General features: G+C 27.5%; 12 protein-coding genes and 1 pseudogene. 7 read left to right on the top strand and 6 right to left on the bottom strand.

Going from position 1 to position 16936, the window contains the following annotated elements:
• The 3 genes and pseudogenes from T324_RS18610 to T324_RS0113130 form a co-directional block, all read right to left on the bottom strand.
• Positions 1-244: pseudogene (locus T324_RS18610) on the bottom strand (tetratricopeptide repeat protein); the annotation flags it as partial.
• 74 nt (positions 245-318) lie between these two features.
• On the bottom strand, positions 319-2040 hold the full coding sequence (locus tag T324_RS17390) for a tetratricopeptide repeat protein (RefSeq protein WP_245580720.1): 1722 nt from the start codon (positions 2038-2040) through the stop codon (positions 319-321).
• Between the two features lie 42 nt (positions 2041-2082).
• Positions 2083-3657, bottom strand: a complete 1575-nt coding sequence (locus T324_RS0113130) for a tetratricopeptide repeat protein (RefSeq protein WP_028330676.1) — start codon at positions 3655-3657, stop codon at positions 2083-2085.
• A 621-nt stretch (positions 3658-4278) separates the two neighbouring features.
• Here T324_RS0113130 and thiE point away from each other — a divergent pair.
• The 4 genes from thiE (at position 4279) to T324_RS0113110 (ending at position 7088) form a co-directional block, all read left to right on the top strand.
• Complete coding sequence (gene thiE / locus T324_RS0113125) at positions 4279-4971, top strand: thiamine phosphate synthase (protein WP_028330675.1); 693 nt, start codon at positions 4279-4281, stop codon at positions 4969-4971.
• Positions 4935-5867 (top strand): thermonuclease family protein, encoded by a 933-nt coding sequence (locus tag T324_RS0113120; protein ID WP_028330674.1) that lies wholly within the window; start codon positions 4935-4937, stop codon positions 5865-5867. The genes thiE and T324_RS0113120 overlap by 37 nt, the downstream gene beginning before the upstream one ends.
• A 95-nt stretch (positions 5868-5962) precedes the next feature.
• Positions 5963-6523: an elongation factor P gene (gene efp / locus T324_RS0113115; protein ID WP_028330673.1), complete on the top strand. Its 561-nt coding sequence runs from the start codon at positions 5963-5965 to the stop codon at positions 6521-6523.
• 4 nt (positions 6524-6527) lie between these two features.
• Positions 6528-7088, top strand: coding sequence for an energy-coupling factor transporter transmembrane component T family protein (locus tag T324_RS0113110; RefSeq protein WP_028330672.1), 561 nt, complete (start codon positions 6528-6530; stop codon positions 7086-7088).
• A gap of 45 nt (positions 7089-7133) precedes the next feature.
• On the opposite strand, the gene T324_RS0113105 is transcribed toward T324_RS0113110, so the two are convergent.
• The 3 genes from T324_RS0113105 to T324_RS0113095 form a co-directional block, all read right to left on the bottom strand.
• Positions 7134-8720 carry a peptide ABC transporter substrate-binding protein gene (locus T324_RS0113105; RefSeq protein ID WP_028330671.1) on the bottom strand — a complete coding sequence of 529 codons (1587 nt, stop codon included), beginning with the start codon at positions 8718-8720 and terminating at the stop codon, positions 7134-7136.
• 61 nt (positions 8721-8781) lie between these two features.
• Positions 8782-10389, bottom strand: a complete 1608-nt coding sequence (locus T324_RS0113100) for a peptide ABC transporter substrate-binding protein (protein WP_028330670.1) — start codon at positions 10387-10389, stop codon at positions 8782-8784.
• Between the two features lie 25 nt (positions 10390-10414).
• Entirely contained in the window at positions 10415-12019 is a 1605-nt protein-coding gene (locus tag T324_RS0113095) for a peptide ABC transporter substrate-binding protein (protein WP_028330669.1), read from the bottom strand.
• A gap of 282 nt (positions 12020-12301) precedes the next feature.
• Between T324_RS0113095 and T324_RS0113090 the strand changes: the two genes are divergently transcribed.
• Genes T324_RS0113090 through T324_RS0113080 form a run of 3 tightly spaced genes read left to right on the top strand, consistent with a single transcriptional unit; the run spans position 12302 to position 16871 of the window.
• Positions 12302-13648: a butyryl-CoA:acetate CoA-transferase gene (locus T324_RS0113090; RefSeq protein ID WP_028330668.1), complete on the top strand. Its 1347-nt coding sequence runs from the start codon at positions 12302-12304 to the stop codon at positions 13646-13648.
• A 44-nt stretch (positions 13649-13692) separates the two neighbouring features.
• Positions 13693-15615: an acyl-CoA dehydrogenase family protein gene (locus T324_RS18605; protein WP_084548665.1), complete on the top strand. Its 1923-nt coding sequence runs from the start codon at positions 13693-13695 to the stop codon at positions 15613-15615.
• A gap of 41 nt (positions 15616-15656) precedes the next feature.
• Entirely contained in the window at positions 15657-16871 is a 1215-nt protein-coding gene (locus tag T324_RS0113080; protein WP_028330667.1) for an FprA family A-type flavoprotein, read from the top strand.
• Positions 16872-16936 lie beyond the last annotated feature (65 nt).

Genomic DNA, 16936 nt, shown 5'->3' with positions numbered 1-16936 from the left:
TTATATTTTCTTCATATATTTTTATAAGCTCTTCATAAATATGTATGCTTTTATCTGGTTTTGAAACTTTTTGATAGAAAAATGCTAAATATGATAAATCTTTCATATAAGAACTTATTTTATTTTTATCATCATTATCTGAAATCGATATTTTTTTATTTTCAAAACTTTTTATATTTTTAAGGCATACTTCTATAGCTTTATTGTATGTTTCTAATGTACTTTCTTTATCATCAATTTTCAAATATAAATTAGCCTGTTTTTCAAAAAGCCCATAATTATTTTTATTTCTTGATATTTTTTTATTATAGTTTTTTATTAAGTCATTATATATTTCAAATGCTTTTTTTTATTTCCTATTTTTATATAAATATCTGCTATTTCTTTTAAATATCCTTCTTTGTTTCTCTTATCTTTTTTTATAAGTTCTCTGCATTTTTTTATGGCTTTTTCATAATATAAATTTCTATTTTCTATATCATTAAGTTTATCATATAAAGAAGCAATCTTTTTTAATGTATCAAGTTTACTGCTGTCATTTGTATATGTATCATATAAGAATAGTTCATCATCATCTATTTTTAAATATTCTTTATATGCTTCTATAGAATTATTGTATTTTTCAAGACTTTCATAACATTCTGCTAATTTTTCATGATATTCGCATGGTTTATTTAAAATTTCTATAGCTTTATTATAATAATTAACAGCTTCTTCATAGTTTTCTAATTTTTTATAAATTTCAGCAATATTAATATAATAGTCCGAATTTTCACTGTCAATTTCTATAGCTTTATTGTAATAATTAACAACTTCTTTATAATTTTCTGCCTTTTCATAAGTACGGGCAATATCAATATAACAATTCAATTCATTATCAGGATACATTTTTATAATCATTTTATATGTATCTACTGTCTTTTTATAATTTTTTGCTTTTATATATGTTTCAGCTATATTTTTATAATTTTCTATAGATATTTGATTATATAATTCTATAGCTTTATCATATTCTCCATATCTTATATAAAGATCTGCAAGCTCTTCACGGCATGCATTTGACAGATGATAATACCAACTATCATCTATAATATCATTATATGCCTGAACTATATCATTATAAGTTTCGCTTCCTTTAAAATCCTCATCACCAAAAGGTATAATCATAAATGGTGCTGATATATCCTTTTTTATACTGTTTTTCAAGGCGTATATAGCATCATCATTTTTACCGAGTTTTTTATATAAATCATACAATGATTTTAATGCCTTTAAACAATCATAAAAATAATCATCTAACTCGCTTCTTAGATATATATCTAATGCCCTTTCATAACTTTTCAAAGCTTCATCATACTGTCCGTTTTTTTCATAGCTTAATCCTAAATAATGCCAATAATTAGAGTTTTCATAAAAATCATTAAAACAATCTATTGAATCTTTTATAGCTTTTTTAAAATTTTCTATAGCCTCTTGGCTTTTTCCTAAATATAAATTTATTTTCCCCAATGTATAATAATAATATTCTTTATGGTTACGAATTGTCTCTGTATAATTTATTTCAGCTGCTTTTTTATGAAACTCTATAGCTTTATCATAATCTTTTATAACAAAGAAATGTGCTTTTCCAAGTAAATACCAATATTCAGAATCTTTATTGTTTAATTCGATTGCATTTTCTAATAATTCAATAATTTCTTTTTGTATTTTTTTATTATTATCATAATCGCTGTCATAATAATATGATGCTGCTAAATAGTATAATACTTTATCTTTTTTATAATTAAGATTTAAAAGTTTTTTCAATATTTTTATTACTTTTTTATATTTATCATAAATATATGAACCATCATACTGCACCAAAGCTAATAAAAATAATAATTCTTTATTATTAGGATCATTTTTTAAATGCTTCTTTAATATTTCTTGAGCTTCTTTATAGTGAAGCTCATCGTTATCTTCAAGTTCTTCATTATTTATGCTTTTATTTATTAATTCTTTTATTTCTTCTATTGTGTAATTTTTTTTATTATCTAGCATTTTATTCTCCTATTTTTTCTAAAAAATTAATTTATAACTTTATTATTCATCAAAATTATTTGTATTAATTCCTATATCTTTTGCTATGTTCAATATTTCTTTTGCCAAATCATCTTTATTTAATTTTTTATAACAGCTGTAAAGTCTATGATAAATGCCTATTTTTTCATCATAAGAATATTTATTTAGAACATCGAAATATATAAATAAAGCTTCTTCATACATTTCTAATTCTTCAAATATTTCTCCAATTTCAATAGAAGTTATATAACCATCATTATAATGAAATTTATTCATGTATATTTTTATATTTTTATTTTCAAAAAAATATATATCTTTTTTATTATTATCTTTTTCTCTGTATATGTAATCATTAAAAACTTCTTTTATTTTTTGATATTCTCCTAAATCTTTGTAGCTTAATAATGTGTATAATAATTCTTCTTTACTAACTCTTTCATATTTCCAATCTGTATTATGAAAATCTTCTTTTTCTTCTTCTGTTTTACAGTACTTATACAGATTTTTATAATAAAAGTTTTTTAATATTTCCGCCCTGTTTTCAAAATTACTTATTAATTTATTATATATTTTATAAGCCTTTTTATCTTTTCCCTGTTTTTTATAACTTGCAGCAAGATAATATAAAGGAACTCTATAGTCTTTATCTATTTCTAATGCTTCTTTTGCTGCTTCTATTGCTCTGTCATAATCATTAGATAAAAATCTGTATTTTGATAAATAAGCCCAGTTTATTTCTTCATCAGGATCAATATTAGCCATTTGTTCTCTCATATATGCTGCTTTGGAATATTTTTTAGCAGCCTCATAAATTTTAGCTAATCTTTCCATATAAGCTAGCATATAAAAATGTTTATCATTATCTTTCGCCAATTTCAGTATTTTCATTGCTTTTTTACTGTGTCCTAAAAATAAATATATATTAGCTAATTTATATCCGTAATCGTAATAATTCATATATATATTTTTTCTGCAAATTTTTGCTGCTTCTTTGAATTGATTTGTTGAATATAGATATATATTTAAAAGTGATTTTTCATCATTTAATAATTTATATAGCTCTACAGCATTATCATAACTATGTACTGTTTCATAAATATATGCTAATTGTTCAGTTAAAGATTTTGAATAACAGATTTGATAAAAATTTTCAAGCAGATTAATAGCTTCATCATATTTATTTATCAAACATAGAATATTTGATATTTCTATTGTCATTTTTTCATCACTGCTTTTTAATTCAATAGCTTTTTGTATAGTTTTATAGGCATTATCTTTATCATCTAATTTAATATAAGTTCTTGCTAAATTAGCAAATACTCTTATATCTCTATCATTAATTTCAAGAGCCTTCAAATATGCTTTTTCAGATTCTTTGAAATTATTATCCATATCCAAGTAATTACCTAATATTTTCCAAGCATTATAATCATTTTTTTCTATTTCCAAATATTTCTCTAAATATATTTTTGATTTCTCATAGTTTTCAATCTGCATATATGATGTGTATAGTATTTTTAATGCTTCTTTATTTTCTGCTTCATTTGATAATATTTCTTTTGCTTCTTTAATTTTTTCTTTTATAGTTTTATACATAAGTAGGCACTCCCATTAACGATTTATTAATAGTGTATAATAAGTATATGACAAAAAATGTCGCAAAAACTGCTTGTTTTTATATATCTAAAAAATATAAATTTGTTAATAAAACTTTATCTAACGCACGGTTAGCAAAATTTCCAATATAATAAAATTTGAATTGCAAAGTAATTTATATTTTTAGTTTTGTTCTACGTGCGGTGAATATGCGATAAATTTAAATACAACTTGGGTGGGCAGCTAAAATAACTATTGAAAGTTTAAAAGAAAAGTAATACAAAAATATCAGAAAAAATTAAAAAGCCTAAAGAGTGGGCAAATGAAAATAAATTTTAAAACTTTTATTACATACCCCGCCCTTTATTCTTAATTGCTTTATTTTGATGTTTTTACTTTCATTTATTTTGTTGCTTTTATTAGAATTTTCAGCACCCACCCAAGTTTTGATTAAATTTAGAATTTTATTTAACGCATGTTTAATCGATTTTTGTCTATTAAATAAATATGAATGTTAATTTATTAATATTTATTATTTTTCTCTGCATGCGAATAATTTTGATACTTTACTTAATATTTGAAAAAATATAAAATGTAACAAATAAATTTCAGGACTTATTTATGAAAGATATTAAAGGATTAAAAGATATAAATAAAAGAAGAGAGATTTTAAAGGAAAAATATTTTAAAGATTCAATATACTGTGTAACAGCAGAAGATTTTTCTAACGGAAGAAATAATATAGAAGTTGTAAAATCAATGCTTGAGGCAGGTATTAAAATAATTCAATACAGAGAAAAAGATAATCCAAATAAATATATGCGTGAAAAGTATGAGGAATGCTTAAAGATTAGAGAGCTTACAAAAAAATATGACGCTTTATTTATAATAGATGATTATGCTGATTTGGCAATTGCAGTTGAAGCTGACGGTGTTCATATTGGACAAAAAGATATGCCTATTGAAGCAGTAAGAAAAATAGTAGGCTATGATATGATTATTGGGCTTTCTACCACTAACAAAAATCAAGCTAATGAGGCAGTTAATACAAGTGCCGATTATATTGGAATTGGACCTATATTTTCAACTAACACTAAACCTGATGCTAATGAGGCTACGGGTATTGATTATCTTGATTATGTTGTTAAAAATATTGATGTGCCTTTTGTTTGTATAGGCGGTATAAAATTAAATAATATGGATTTGCTTATAGAACATAATGCTATGAGTTTATGCATGCTTACAGAAATAGTGTCTTCTGAGGATATAAAAGCTAAATGCGAACTTCTAATAAAAAAAATAAAAAGATTATAAAAGTTTTTATTTTTTCTGCTTTAATAATACTTGCTTTGATTTTTATTATAAGGATTTCTAATTTTAAAGAAAGCAGAGATTTATTTATTGACTCAGAATCAATTATAAGCATGATAGAAAATAATAAAACTAGAATTATTTATGATTATATAAAAAACAGAGATAAAGTGTATGTTTATGATGAGTTTTTAAATGATGATAGTAAAAATTATATAAGCATGCATTTTCCAAGCGTTAAATATATTGGAAATTTTAGATTTATGCTTTACTCTCATATGTTCAAAGATAGCATAATGTTTTACTCTTCTGAAAAAGATTTTATCAATAAATTAAAGTCTTTAAATATAAAATGCTGTCAAGTTGTATTGAGTATAGATGATATAAACAGTGATGAATATTTAACTTTAAAAGACAATAATAATACCAAAATTTTTTTATCATTGACAAATGAAAACTTTTATAAAATAGATTCTAATTTTAATGATGATCTGTATAAATATTTATCAGAACTTGATAAAAACAGTATAAGAGTAGTTGATGGAGATACTATAAAATATAAAGATAATTATTACAGATTTATAGGACTTGATGCTCCTGAATTAAAACAAAATTATGGAACTAATGTTAAAGCTTATGTTGAAAATAAAATAAAAAATGCTTCTAATGTAAGCATGCTTGTAGGCTCTTATGATATTTTCGGGCGTATACTATGTCATTTATTTATAGATGATGTTCCTTTGGCATATCCTATGATGAAAGATAAGCAAGCCAAAGAAACTATAATGAAATACGGAGATAATGGATTTACAACTATAGCAAGTAATATTATTTATTTATCGAAGCATCAGGGAAGGCGTCCTTTTACAGACCCGGCAAAGTTTAGGGATGAGAATTAAAAATATATTAAGTTAAAATAAAATATTGAAATTTTATCATTAATAAAATATAATTCATACACAAAAACAGAATATCAAAATTTTAGGGGATTTTAATGTTACCAGTAAATGATTTAAGAAAAGGCGATGCTATTATTTTAGACGGAGAAACTTATTTAGTAGTAGATGCACATTTTCACAGAGCACAGCAAAGAAAAGCAAATGTGAAAACAAAATTGAAAAATATGCTTAAAGGAAACATGATAGAAAAAACTTTTGCATCTACAGAAAGCGTTGAAGAAGCTGATATATCATACAAAAAAGCACAATATTTATATGAAGAAGGCGACAGTTATATATTTATGATATTGGATAATTATGAGCAAGTGCATGTTAATTCTGATATATTGGGAGACAGTAAATATTATTTATTAGATAACAGCGAAGTAGATTTACAATATATAAATGATGAAGTTACAGCAGTTCGTTTTCCTATACATGTTGTTTTAGAAGTTACTTATACAGAGCCTGGATTTAAAGGAGATACTACAGGTTCTACTTTAAAGCCTGCTAAACTTCAAACAGGTATTGAGGTTAATGTTCCTTTATTTATTAATATAGGCGATAAAATTAAAGTAGATACTAGAGATGACAGTTATGTTGAGCGTGTAAAATAAAATAATGCTTTATATTATTTCTATTTTATTAGCTTTATTTATATTTATAAGTATTTTCTTTGTAAAAGTAAATTTATTAATATATATTGCAATAGCTTCTTTTATACTTCATATAATATTTACCAAATCTATTTATAAAACTATAAAGAGGCTATTGCATTTAATTCCTTATTTTTTAGCAATATTTATAATTCAGGCGTTAAATTCAAGAGGTGAATACTATAAAATATTTGGATTATATATAGATAAAGTTGGTGCCGATTTTACTGTAATTTATTTTATTAGAATAGCTTCTGTTTTATATTTACTTTCTATTTTCTTTATAATAATAAAAAAATTAAAAGTTCCTAATGGTTATATTTTTGATGAGTTAATAAGAATTAATGTCTTTATGAAAATAGTAAAGAAGTCATTTTTTATAGAGTTTAATAAAGTTAAAGATAAAAATAAAACATTTAAAGAAAAACTTAATTTAATAAAAAATCTGCTTGAAAATGTTTATAATGATTCTTTTAAATTGTATCCATATAATATTTTTATAGATAATTACAGAAAGTCAAAATAAAAAAGAGGATTAATTTTTTATAATCAATCCTCCCTTTATTAAAAATTATTTTTCTAAGTAAGCGTAATGAAATCTATATTTTCCTAAAGGATCTAATTCATAATCTTTCAGTTTCTTTGAAATCATTAGAACATTTGATCTATAATGTATTGGAATTATAGGCATATCATTCATTAGTATAGCTTCCGCTTCATGCAGAACTTTCATTCTTTCTTTATTGTTAACTATATATTTAGAACTTTCAATTAATTTGTCATATTCGGGATTATTATAACCAGGATTGCTAGGCGTATAGCTTAAATATAAATCAAGCATAGTCATAGGATCATTATAGTCCCCAGTCCATCCGCTTAATACCATTTGATAACTTAATTCTCTGAAATTTTGAGAAATAACAGACCATTCTCTAGGTATAATAATGGCATCAACACCTATATTTTTCCACATTTGCTGTATAGCTTCAACCATAACAACATTTCCGTCATTAGCAACTAATACTTCTATAACAGGGTATCCTTCACCATTAGGATATCCTGCCTCAGCCATTAACTTTTTTGCTTCTTCTACATTTTTTTGATAATCTTCATTTTTTACGCTTATATAATCTCCTCCGTTTGCTCTGAACTCTCCTTCATAATCGCTAATTAGAGGCGGTACAAAAGCACCGGCAGGTAATTGATCAGATTTATTAATAGATTCTACTATATAATTTCTGTCTATAGCAAGAGCTAATGCCCTGCGTACTCTTGAATCTGTAAATGCTTCATTTGTAAGATTTATTTCAAAAAATACAGTTCCATAAGCATGATTTACTACAGTAAGACCTTCTTTTTTTAGATTTTCTATTTCTTGTGTAGGTATCAAATTAGAAAAATGTATTTGTCCATTTCTAACAGCAGCCAAAGCAGTATTTCTATCAGCTATCATAGATATAGTGATATTTTTAGCTACTAATTCATCTTTGGCATAATAATTAGTGTTAATTTCCATTGTAATTTTTTCATCTCTTACTCTTTCTGTCATTTTGTAAGGACCATTGCCTATATAACTTTCAGGATTTAATACCCAAGTATCTCCAAATTTTTCTATAATGTCTTTTCTTACAGGCAGAAACATCTCAGCTAATTCTAAAAAATAAGCTGTAGGATTTTCTAAAGTTATTTCAACAGTATAATCATCTATCTTTTTTATTCCTAGCTCTTCTATAGGAATATCTCCGGCAGTAACTTTTAATGCATTTTTTACAGGTGCCATAAGTGTAGCATAAGGAGCAGCTGTTCTTGGGTCTACGAATCTTCTATAACTATAGACAAAATCTTCAGCTGTTACAGGAACACCATCAGACCATTTAGCATTAGTTCTTAAATAAAAAGTGTAAGTAAGACCATCTTCACTTATTTTATAATTTTCAGCCATTCCGCCTACTATTTTACCATCTTTATCTTTTTTCATAAGACCTTCAAAGAAATGTCTTATATAAACTGTACCTATATTGGCATTATTTAAATGAGGATCTATTGTAGCAACTTCTCCGCCCAATGAAACAATTATGCCTTCAGCTTCAGATGCTTTTTTTGAACATGATATCATCACAAGCGATATTATAAGAACTATACTAATAATTTTTTGCATTGCCTATCTCCTATCATATAGTAATTATAGTATAGTACATAATTTTAAAAAGTACAATATTCTATTCTAAGTATGAATAATGAAATCTGTATCTTCCTAATGGATTGAATATTGCCCCTTTTAATTTCGGACTTATCATAAAAGGATCCATTCTATAAATTATTGGTATAATAGGCATATAATCAAATAGTATGTCTTCTGCTTCATGAAGAGCTTTCATTCTTATTTCCTGATTATTAGTTTTTGATGCAGTTTCTATTAAATTATTATATTTTTCATTATAAAATCCGCTATGATTCATAGAACTAAATTTAGAAAAAAAGTTAAGCATAGCCATAGGATCGCTGTAATCAGCAGTCCATCCGGTTCTAGCTAAATCATAATCTTTTTCAACCATAGCTTGATATGTAACATTGTATTCTTCAGATTTTATAATAATATCTATACCTAAATTTTCTTTATACATATCCTGCATAGCTTCGCATATAATAGTAAAATATCCAGGTGTAGTTCTTATTTCTAATACAGGGAAATTTTCTCCGTTTGTATATCCTGCTTCTTCCATTAATTGCTTAGCTTTTTTAATATTTTCTTCATAATTATTATAATCTATATAATTTCCACCATTTCCTCTAAAATCCCCATTATAATCGCTCATATTTGGAGGCACAAAAGCACCAGCAGGTATTTGATTCATTTTTGTTACATTAGATATAATATATTTTCTGTCAAATGCAAGAGACAATGCTTTTCTTACATTTTGATTTGTCAATACTCCTTTAGCTGAATTGATTTCTAAGAAGTATATTCCAAAGGCTGGTTCCTGCAGTATAAAATTTTCTTTTATTAAAGCAGGTATTTCACCCATAGGAGCTTCTATAACTGAAAACTGCAAATCTCCTGATTTCATAGCAGCTAATGCTGTATTGGAATCATCCATTATAAGAACATTTATTTTTTTAGCTATTATAGAATCTTTATCATAATAGTTTGTGTTAATTTCCATAACTATTTTTTCATCAGTTTTTCTTTCTGTCATAACATACGCGCCGTTAACTATATAAGTTTCCGGATTTTTAGTCCATTCATCACCATATTTTTCTATAATATCCTTTCTTACAGGAAAATAAGGGCTGCTTACTGATATGTATTCTAAAAAATATGGGGTAGGGTTTTCTAATGTTATTTCAAGTGTATAATCATCTATAGATTTTACTTGTAATTCTTCAGGAGATATTTTTCCGATTAATATTGAACTTGCATTTTTTATAATGCTTAACATATAAGAATATGCTGCGGCAGTTTTTGGATCAACGGCTCTTTTTAATGCATATTCAAAATCATTTGCTGTTACAGATTTTCCGTCTGACCATTTGGCATTTGTTCTTATATGAAATGTGTATATTAAACCATCTTCCGATATATCCCAGCTTTCTGCCATACAGGGTACTACATTATCTTTATTATCTTTTTTAGTTAAACCTTCAAAAAAGTGAATCATATAAATAGATCCGAAACTTAATGAATTGAGAGTAGGGTCTAAAGTTCTTGGTTCTCCTCCAAGATTTATTGATATTTCTCCAGATTTATTATTATTTTGTATATTATTATTCGCATTGCATGATATTACTGCAAATATAATAATTAATAATGATATTATATTTTTCATTTGTATTAAACCTTTAAAATTTTGATTATTTTTCTATGTAGCAATAATTAAATCTATACCTTCCAATAGAGTTTATAACAAAATCTTTTAATTTTGGACTAACCATAAGATAATTTGATTTATAATATAACGGTATTATAGGCATTTCATCCATTAATATTGCTTCAGCTTGTTTCATATATTCTATTCTTAAATTGTTATTATGAGTAGTTTTAGCTTCATTTATTAGTTTGTCATACTGAGCATTAGAAAATCCGGAATGATTTACTCCTCCATAGCTTAACATAATATCAAGCATAGTCATAGGGTCATAATAATCTCCAGTCCATCCCATTCTTGCAATTTGATATTTCTTTTTTGTTAATGCAATTAATGTTACAGGAAATTCTTCTTCTATTAGGCGGACATTAATATTTAGATTATCTTTCCACATTGTTTGTATGGCTTTTCCAAGTTCATAAAATGTTCCGGGAGATACTTTCATTTCTAAAGTAGGATAATTTTCTCCATTTTTATATCCTGCTTTGGCCATTAATTCTTTAGCTTTAATTACATTATTTTCATAATTATCCAAATCTATATAATTGCTCGATTCAACTCTGAATGACTGTTTTTTACCTTTTATAGCAGGCGGTACAAAAGCACCTGCAGGTATTTGACCTTTAAGAACATTATCAGATATAAATTTCCTATCTATTGCCAATGCCAAGGCCTGTCTAACCATTTTGTTTTTTAATGCCGAATTTGTAATATTTAATTCTAAATAATGCGTACCTATAGCTTCATTGTTTACTATATACCCATTACTCATAAGATAATTTATATCATCCTTATGGGGCTCTATTGAAGAAAAATGTACTTCTCCATTTAATAATTTATCTCTTATATCTGCTACATTTGCACTTGATATAAAGGTTATTCTTTTAGCTACAATCTCATCCTTATCATAATAGTACGGATTTTCTTCCATTACAATTTTTTCACCAATTACCCTCTCTTTAATTATATATTGTCCATTACATATGTATGTATCAATATTTTCTGCCCATTTATATCCATATTCATCTATTATATCTTTTCTTAATGGCATAAATATACCTGAGGAGCTTAAAAAGTCTAAAAAGTAAATAGAAGGAGCTTCTAATACAACTTGTAGAGTGTAATCATCAATTACATAAGCTGCTAAATTTGTAACATCCATAAGTCCTATATTTATTTTTTTGGCATTTTTAATTATTTCCATCATATAACCGTATGAAGCTCTAGTACTAGGATTTGCTGCTCTTCTCCAGCTATATTGAAAATCATTAGCAGTTACCGGTTTTCCATCAGACCATTTAGCATTTGTTCTTAAATGAAATGTATATGTAAGTCCATCATCAGATATTTCCCATTTTTCGGCTATTCCTGGCTGTATATTATTATTTATATCCATTTTTGTTAAACCTTCAAAATTATGAAGTATGTATGTTGTTACTGCTCCTGTTGAATTTAAGGTTGGGTCTATAGTATTGGGATCGCTTCCAATATTAACAATGATATCTTTATAAGGATCTATTTTATTGATGTTGTTCTTATTGTTGCATGAAATAATAAAAATAATTAATATACATATCAAGATTTTTTTCATAAATTTCTTATCTCCGAAAAAATAGAACTATTTTAATTATATTTAAAATTATATTAAAAGTCAATATAATATTATTTTATTTAAATTGATATTTAATATTTTTAATTCTCAATTTAATGTATATTATTAAGTATATATAATGATTTTATTGTGTTTTATTTTTATGATTTAAAAACCGGAAAAAAACAAACATAGAGTAAAAATTAATTGACAATACTAATTTATTTTACTATACTAGAGTATATTAAAATAACTATTAATTTTACAAGCGGGGAGTTTTTTATGGATTTTAAAAAGATTTATCAAGAGAAATTAACTACTCCAGATGAAGCAGTAAAGGTTGTAAAATCAGGAGACTGGGTTGATTATGGATGGGTAGCTGCTACTCCTATAGAATTAGATAAAGCATTGGCTAGGAGACTTCCAGAATTATATGATCTTAATTTTAGAGGAGGAATATTATTTTGGGAACCTGAAATATTTAAAGTAGAAGATGTTGCTAAACATATTACATGGAATTCATGGCATATGTCTGGATTAGAAAGAAAAGCTGTAGATAAAGGATTTTGTTTTTATGACCCTATACGTTATTCTGAAATGCCAAGATATTATAGAGATTTGCCTTTTGGTATAGATGTAGCAATGTTCCAAGTATCAGAAATGGATGAAAACGGATATTTTAACTTTGGACCTAATGCTTCACATATGCAGGCTATGATAGAAAGATGTAAATGTGTTATTGTAGAAGTTAATAAAAGTATGCCTAGATGTTTAGGAGCATCTCATACAGGAGGAGAAGCTATACATATTAATCAAGTTGATATGATAGTTGAAGGTCAGAATCCTGCTATAAAAGAAATGCCTTCTGTAGGAGTTACAGAAGTAGATAAAACAGTAGCTAAACTCATAGTAGAAGAAATTCCTAATGGGGCATGTTTACAATTAGGTATAGGTGGTATGCCTAATGCAGTAGGTTCTTTAATAGCTGAATCTGATTTAAAAGATTTAGGAGTTCATACAGAAATGTATGTTGATGCTTTTGTTGATATGTCTTTAGCTGGAAAAATTACAGGTTCTAAAAAGAATATAGACAAATACAAACAAACTTATGCATTCGGTGCCGGTACTAAGAAATTGTATGACTATATAGATAATAATCCAGAATGTATGTCTGCTCCTGTAGATTATACTAATGATATAAGAGTAATATCTTCTATAGATAATTTTATGTCAATAAATAATGCTGTAGAAATAGACTTATTTGGGCAAGTAAGTGCTGAATCTACAGGATTTAAACATATAAGCGGAGCAGGCGGACAATTAGACTTTGTGTTAGGTGCTTATTTATCTAAAGGCGGAAAAAGCTTCATTTGTTTATCATCTACTATAACAGGGAAAGACGGACAATTAAAATCAAGAATAGTTCCAAGTTTTGCTAATGGTACAGTTGTTACAGATACTAGAGCCAATACTCATTATGTAGTAACTGAATATGGTAAAATTAATTTAAAAGGTTTGTCTACTTGGCAGAGAGCAGAGGCTTTAATATCCATCGCTCATCCTGATTTAAGAGATGAATTAGTTAAAGAAGCTGAAAAAGCAAAAATTTGGAGAAGAAGTAACAAATAAGGTATTAATCATTATAAATTAAATAAAGTTATAAGGAGAGATAAATGTTTAAAACAACTGAACAGCATGAACAACTTCGTGCTAAAATAAGAGCTTGGGCTGAAGAAGTAGTAAAACCTATAGCCCATGAGCACGATCAAACAGGTAAATTTCCAACAGAAGCTGTAAAGCAATTAGGTAAAGCCAAATTAGATATTATGGGTTTACCTTTTGATACAAAATACGGCGGAGCAGGATTTGATAATATAGCTTATGCTATAGCTGTAGAAGAGCTTTCAAGAGTAGATGGAAGTATGGGAGTAATTTTATCAGCTCATTGTTCTTTAGGTAGTTATCCTATATTTGCTTTTGGTACAGAAGAACAAAAGAAAAAATATTTAGTTCCTCTTGCTGAAGGCAGAAAATTAGGTGCTTTCGGTTTAACTGAGCCTGAAGCAGGTTCGGATGCAGGCGGTACTGAAACTACTGCTGAACTAAGAGGAGATCATTATATATTAAATGGTGAAAAAATCTTCATTACTAACTCTATTGAAGCTGAAACTTATGTAGTATTCGCTGTTACTACTCCTGGTATTGGTACTAGAGGTATCAGTGCTTTCATAGTTGAAAAAGGTTGGGAAGGTTTTGAATTTGGTGAAAAATACGACAAATTAGGTATTCGTGCTTCTGCTACAGCTCAATTACTTTTTGATAATGTTAAAGTTCCTAAAGAAAACTTACTTGGTAAAGAAGGACAAGGTTTCAAAATTGCAATGCAGACTCTTGATGGAGGACGTATTGGTATTGCTGCTCAAGCATTAGGTATTGCTCAAGGTGCTTATGAAGCTGCTGTAGCTTATTCTAAAGAAAGAATACAGTTTGGACGTCCTATTGCTCAGCAACAAGCTATTGCTTTCAAACTTGCTGATATGGCTACTAAATTACGTGCTGCTAGACTTCTTATATACAGTGCTGCTGCTATGAAAGATAGACATGAACCTTATGGTACTGAATCTGCAATGGCTAAATTATATGCTTCTGAAATAGGTTTGGAAGTTGTAAATCAAGCACTTCAAATCCATGGCGGTAACGGATATATTAAAGGTGCTTATATAGTAGAAAGAGCTTATCGTGATGCTAAGATTTGTACTATTTATGAAGGTACAAGCGAAATTCAAAAAGTTGTTATTTCCGCTGCTATACTTGGTAAAATGCCAAAAGCTCCTGTTGCTGCTGCTGGTCCTATGGTTAAAAAAGGTCCTATTACTGGTGAAAGAAGAAATATCATCTTCAAAGAAGGTTCTGTTCAAGATAAAGTTGATGCTTTAGTAGCTGCTCTTAAGAAAGATGGAATTGACTTCTCTGTGGGTATTGATATTAATACTCCTATTGTTAATGCTGAAAGAGTAGTAAGTGCTGGTAAAGGTATAGGTGCTAAAGAAAACATGAAATTAGTTGAGGATTTAGCTAAAGCGGCTGGTGCTGCTATAGGATGTTCTCGCCCTGTTGCTGAAGAGTTGAAATATTTACCTATTATAAGATATGTTGGTATGTCAGGTCAAAAATTCAATGGTAACTTATATATAGCTTGCGGTATTTCTGGTGCTAATCAGCATTTAAAAGGTATCAAAAATGCTTCTATTATAGTTGCTATAAACAAAAAATCTTCTGCTAAAATCTTCAAAAATGCTGACTACGGTATAGTTGGAGATGTATTAGAGATTTTACCTTTATTGACTAAAGCTCTTGGCGGAACAGCTGCTAAAAAACCTGCAGAGATACCATACAAGAAAATGAAAAAGATTACTCCTAAGAAAACAATCGAGATACCTAAAATCTATGTATGTACTGGCTGCGGTTATGAGTATAATCCATTAATCGGAGATCCAGAATCAGAAGTAGCTCCAGGTACAGACTTTACAGCTCTTCCTGAAGAATGGGTATGTCCAGAATGTAGTGAAGAAAAAGCTAACTTTATTAAGGCTTAAGTTATAAATTAATTATTAATAATTTTTTGAGGAGGAAAATAATGCATTGTGTTAGAAAAGTTACTGAAGATTTATATTGGGTTGGAGCGAATGAACATCGCTTGGCTTTATTTGAAAATGTACATCCTTTAACTAGAGGTGTTTCTTATAACTCTTATGTTCTTTTAGATGAAAAAACAGTTCTTTTTGATACTGTTGACTGGGCTGTTTGCAGACAATTCTTAGATAACTTAGAATATGTTTTAAACGGTAAAAAACTTGACTATATGGTTATTAACCACATGGAGCCGGATCATGCTGCTTCTATAGATGAAGTTTTAATCAGACACCCTGAAACTAAAGTTATAGCTACTGAAAAAGCTTTCATGTTTATGGATCAGTTTGGTTTTAGTATCCCTGAAGATAAAAAGGAACAAGTAAAAGAAGGTGACAGCAAAAAATTTGGTAAACACGAAGTTGCTTTCGTTGCTGCTCAAATGGTACACTGGCCAGAAGCTATGGTTACTTTTGATACTACTAATGGAGTATTATTTTCTGCAGACGCTTTCGGTTCTTTCATTGCTTTAGACGGAAGATTGTTCAATGATGAAGTTAACTTTGACAGAGATTGGTTAGATGAGGCTAGAAGATATTATACTAACATCGTTGGTAAATATGGCCCTCATGTACAAAACCTACTCAAAAAAGCTGGCGGTATTATTGATAAAATTAAAATGTTCTGTCCTTTACATGGACCTGTTTGGAGAAACAATTTAGGTTATATCCTTGACAAATACAATAAATGGAGCACTTATGAGCCTGAAGAAAAAGGTGTATTAATTGTATATGCTTCTATGTATGGCAACACTGAAAATATGGTTGGTGTTTTAGCTTGTAAATTAGCTGAAAAAGGAATTACTAATATAACTATGCATGACGTATCAAGCACTCATGTTTCTTACTTAATTTCTGATACTTTCAAATTAAGCCATGTTGTATTAGCTTCTGTTACTTACAACCTTAATATTTATCCTCCAATGCATGACTATTTGAATGATATGAAAGCTCTTAATGTTCAAAAGCGTAAGTTTGCTATCATTGAAAATGGTTCTTGGGCTCCTAAGTCTGGTGCTTTAATGCAAGAATTTATTGAAAACAACTTGAAACAATGTGAAATTTTAGATGCTCAAGTTTCTGTCTCTTCTTCTATGAAAGCTGCTAATGTTGGTGAGATGGATGCTTTAGTAGACGCTATAGTTGAATCTATAAATAAATAATCTTTAATTAGATTTTTATCATTTATATTTTTCTCAATAAAGACCGATTCAGGTTAATTACTTGA

Source organism: Brachyspira alvinipulli ATCC 51933 (assembly GCF_000518245.1).
GTDB classification, from domain to species: domain Bacteria; phylum Spirochaetota; class Brachyspiria; order Brachyspirales; family Brachyspiraceae; genus Brachyspira; species Brachyspira alvinipulli.
This window is presented reverse-complemented; position numbering and strand designations above follow the sequence as displayed.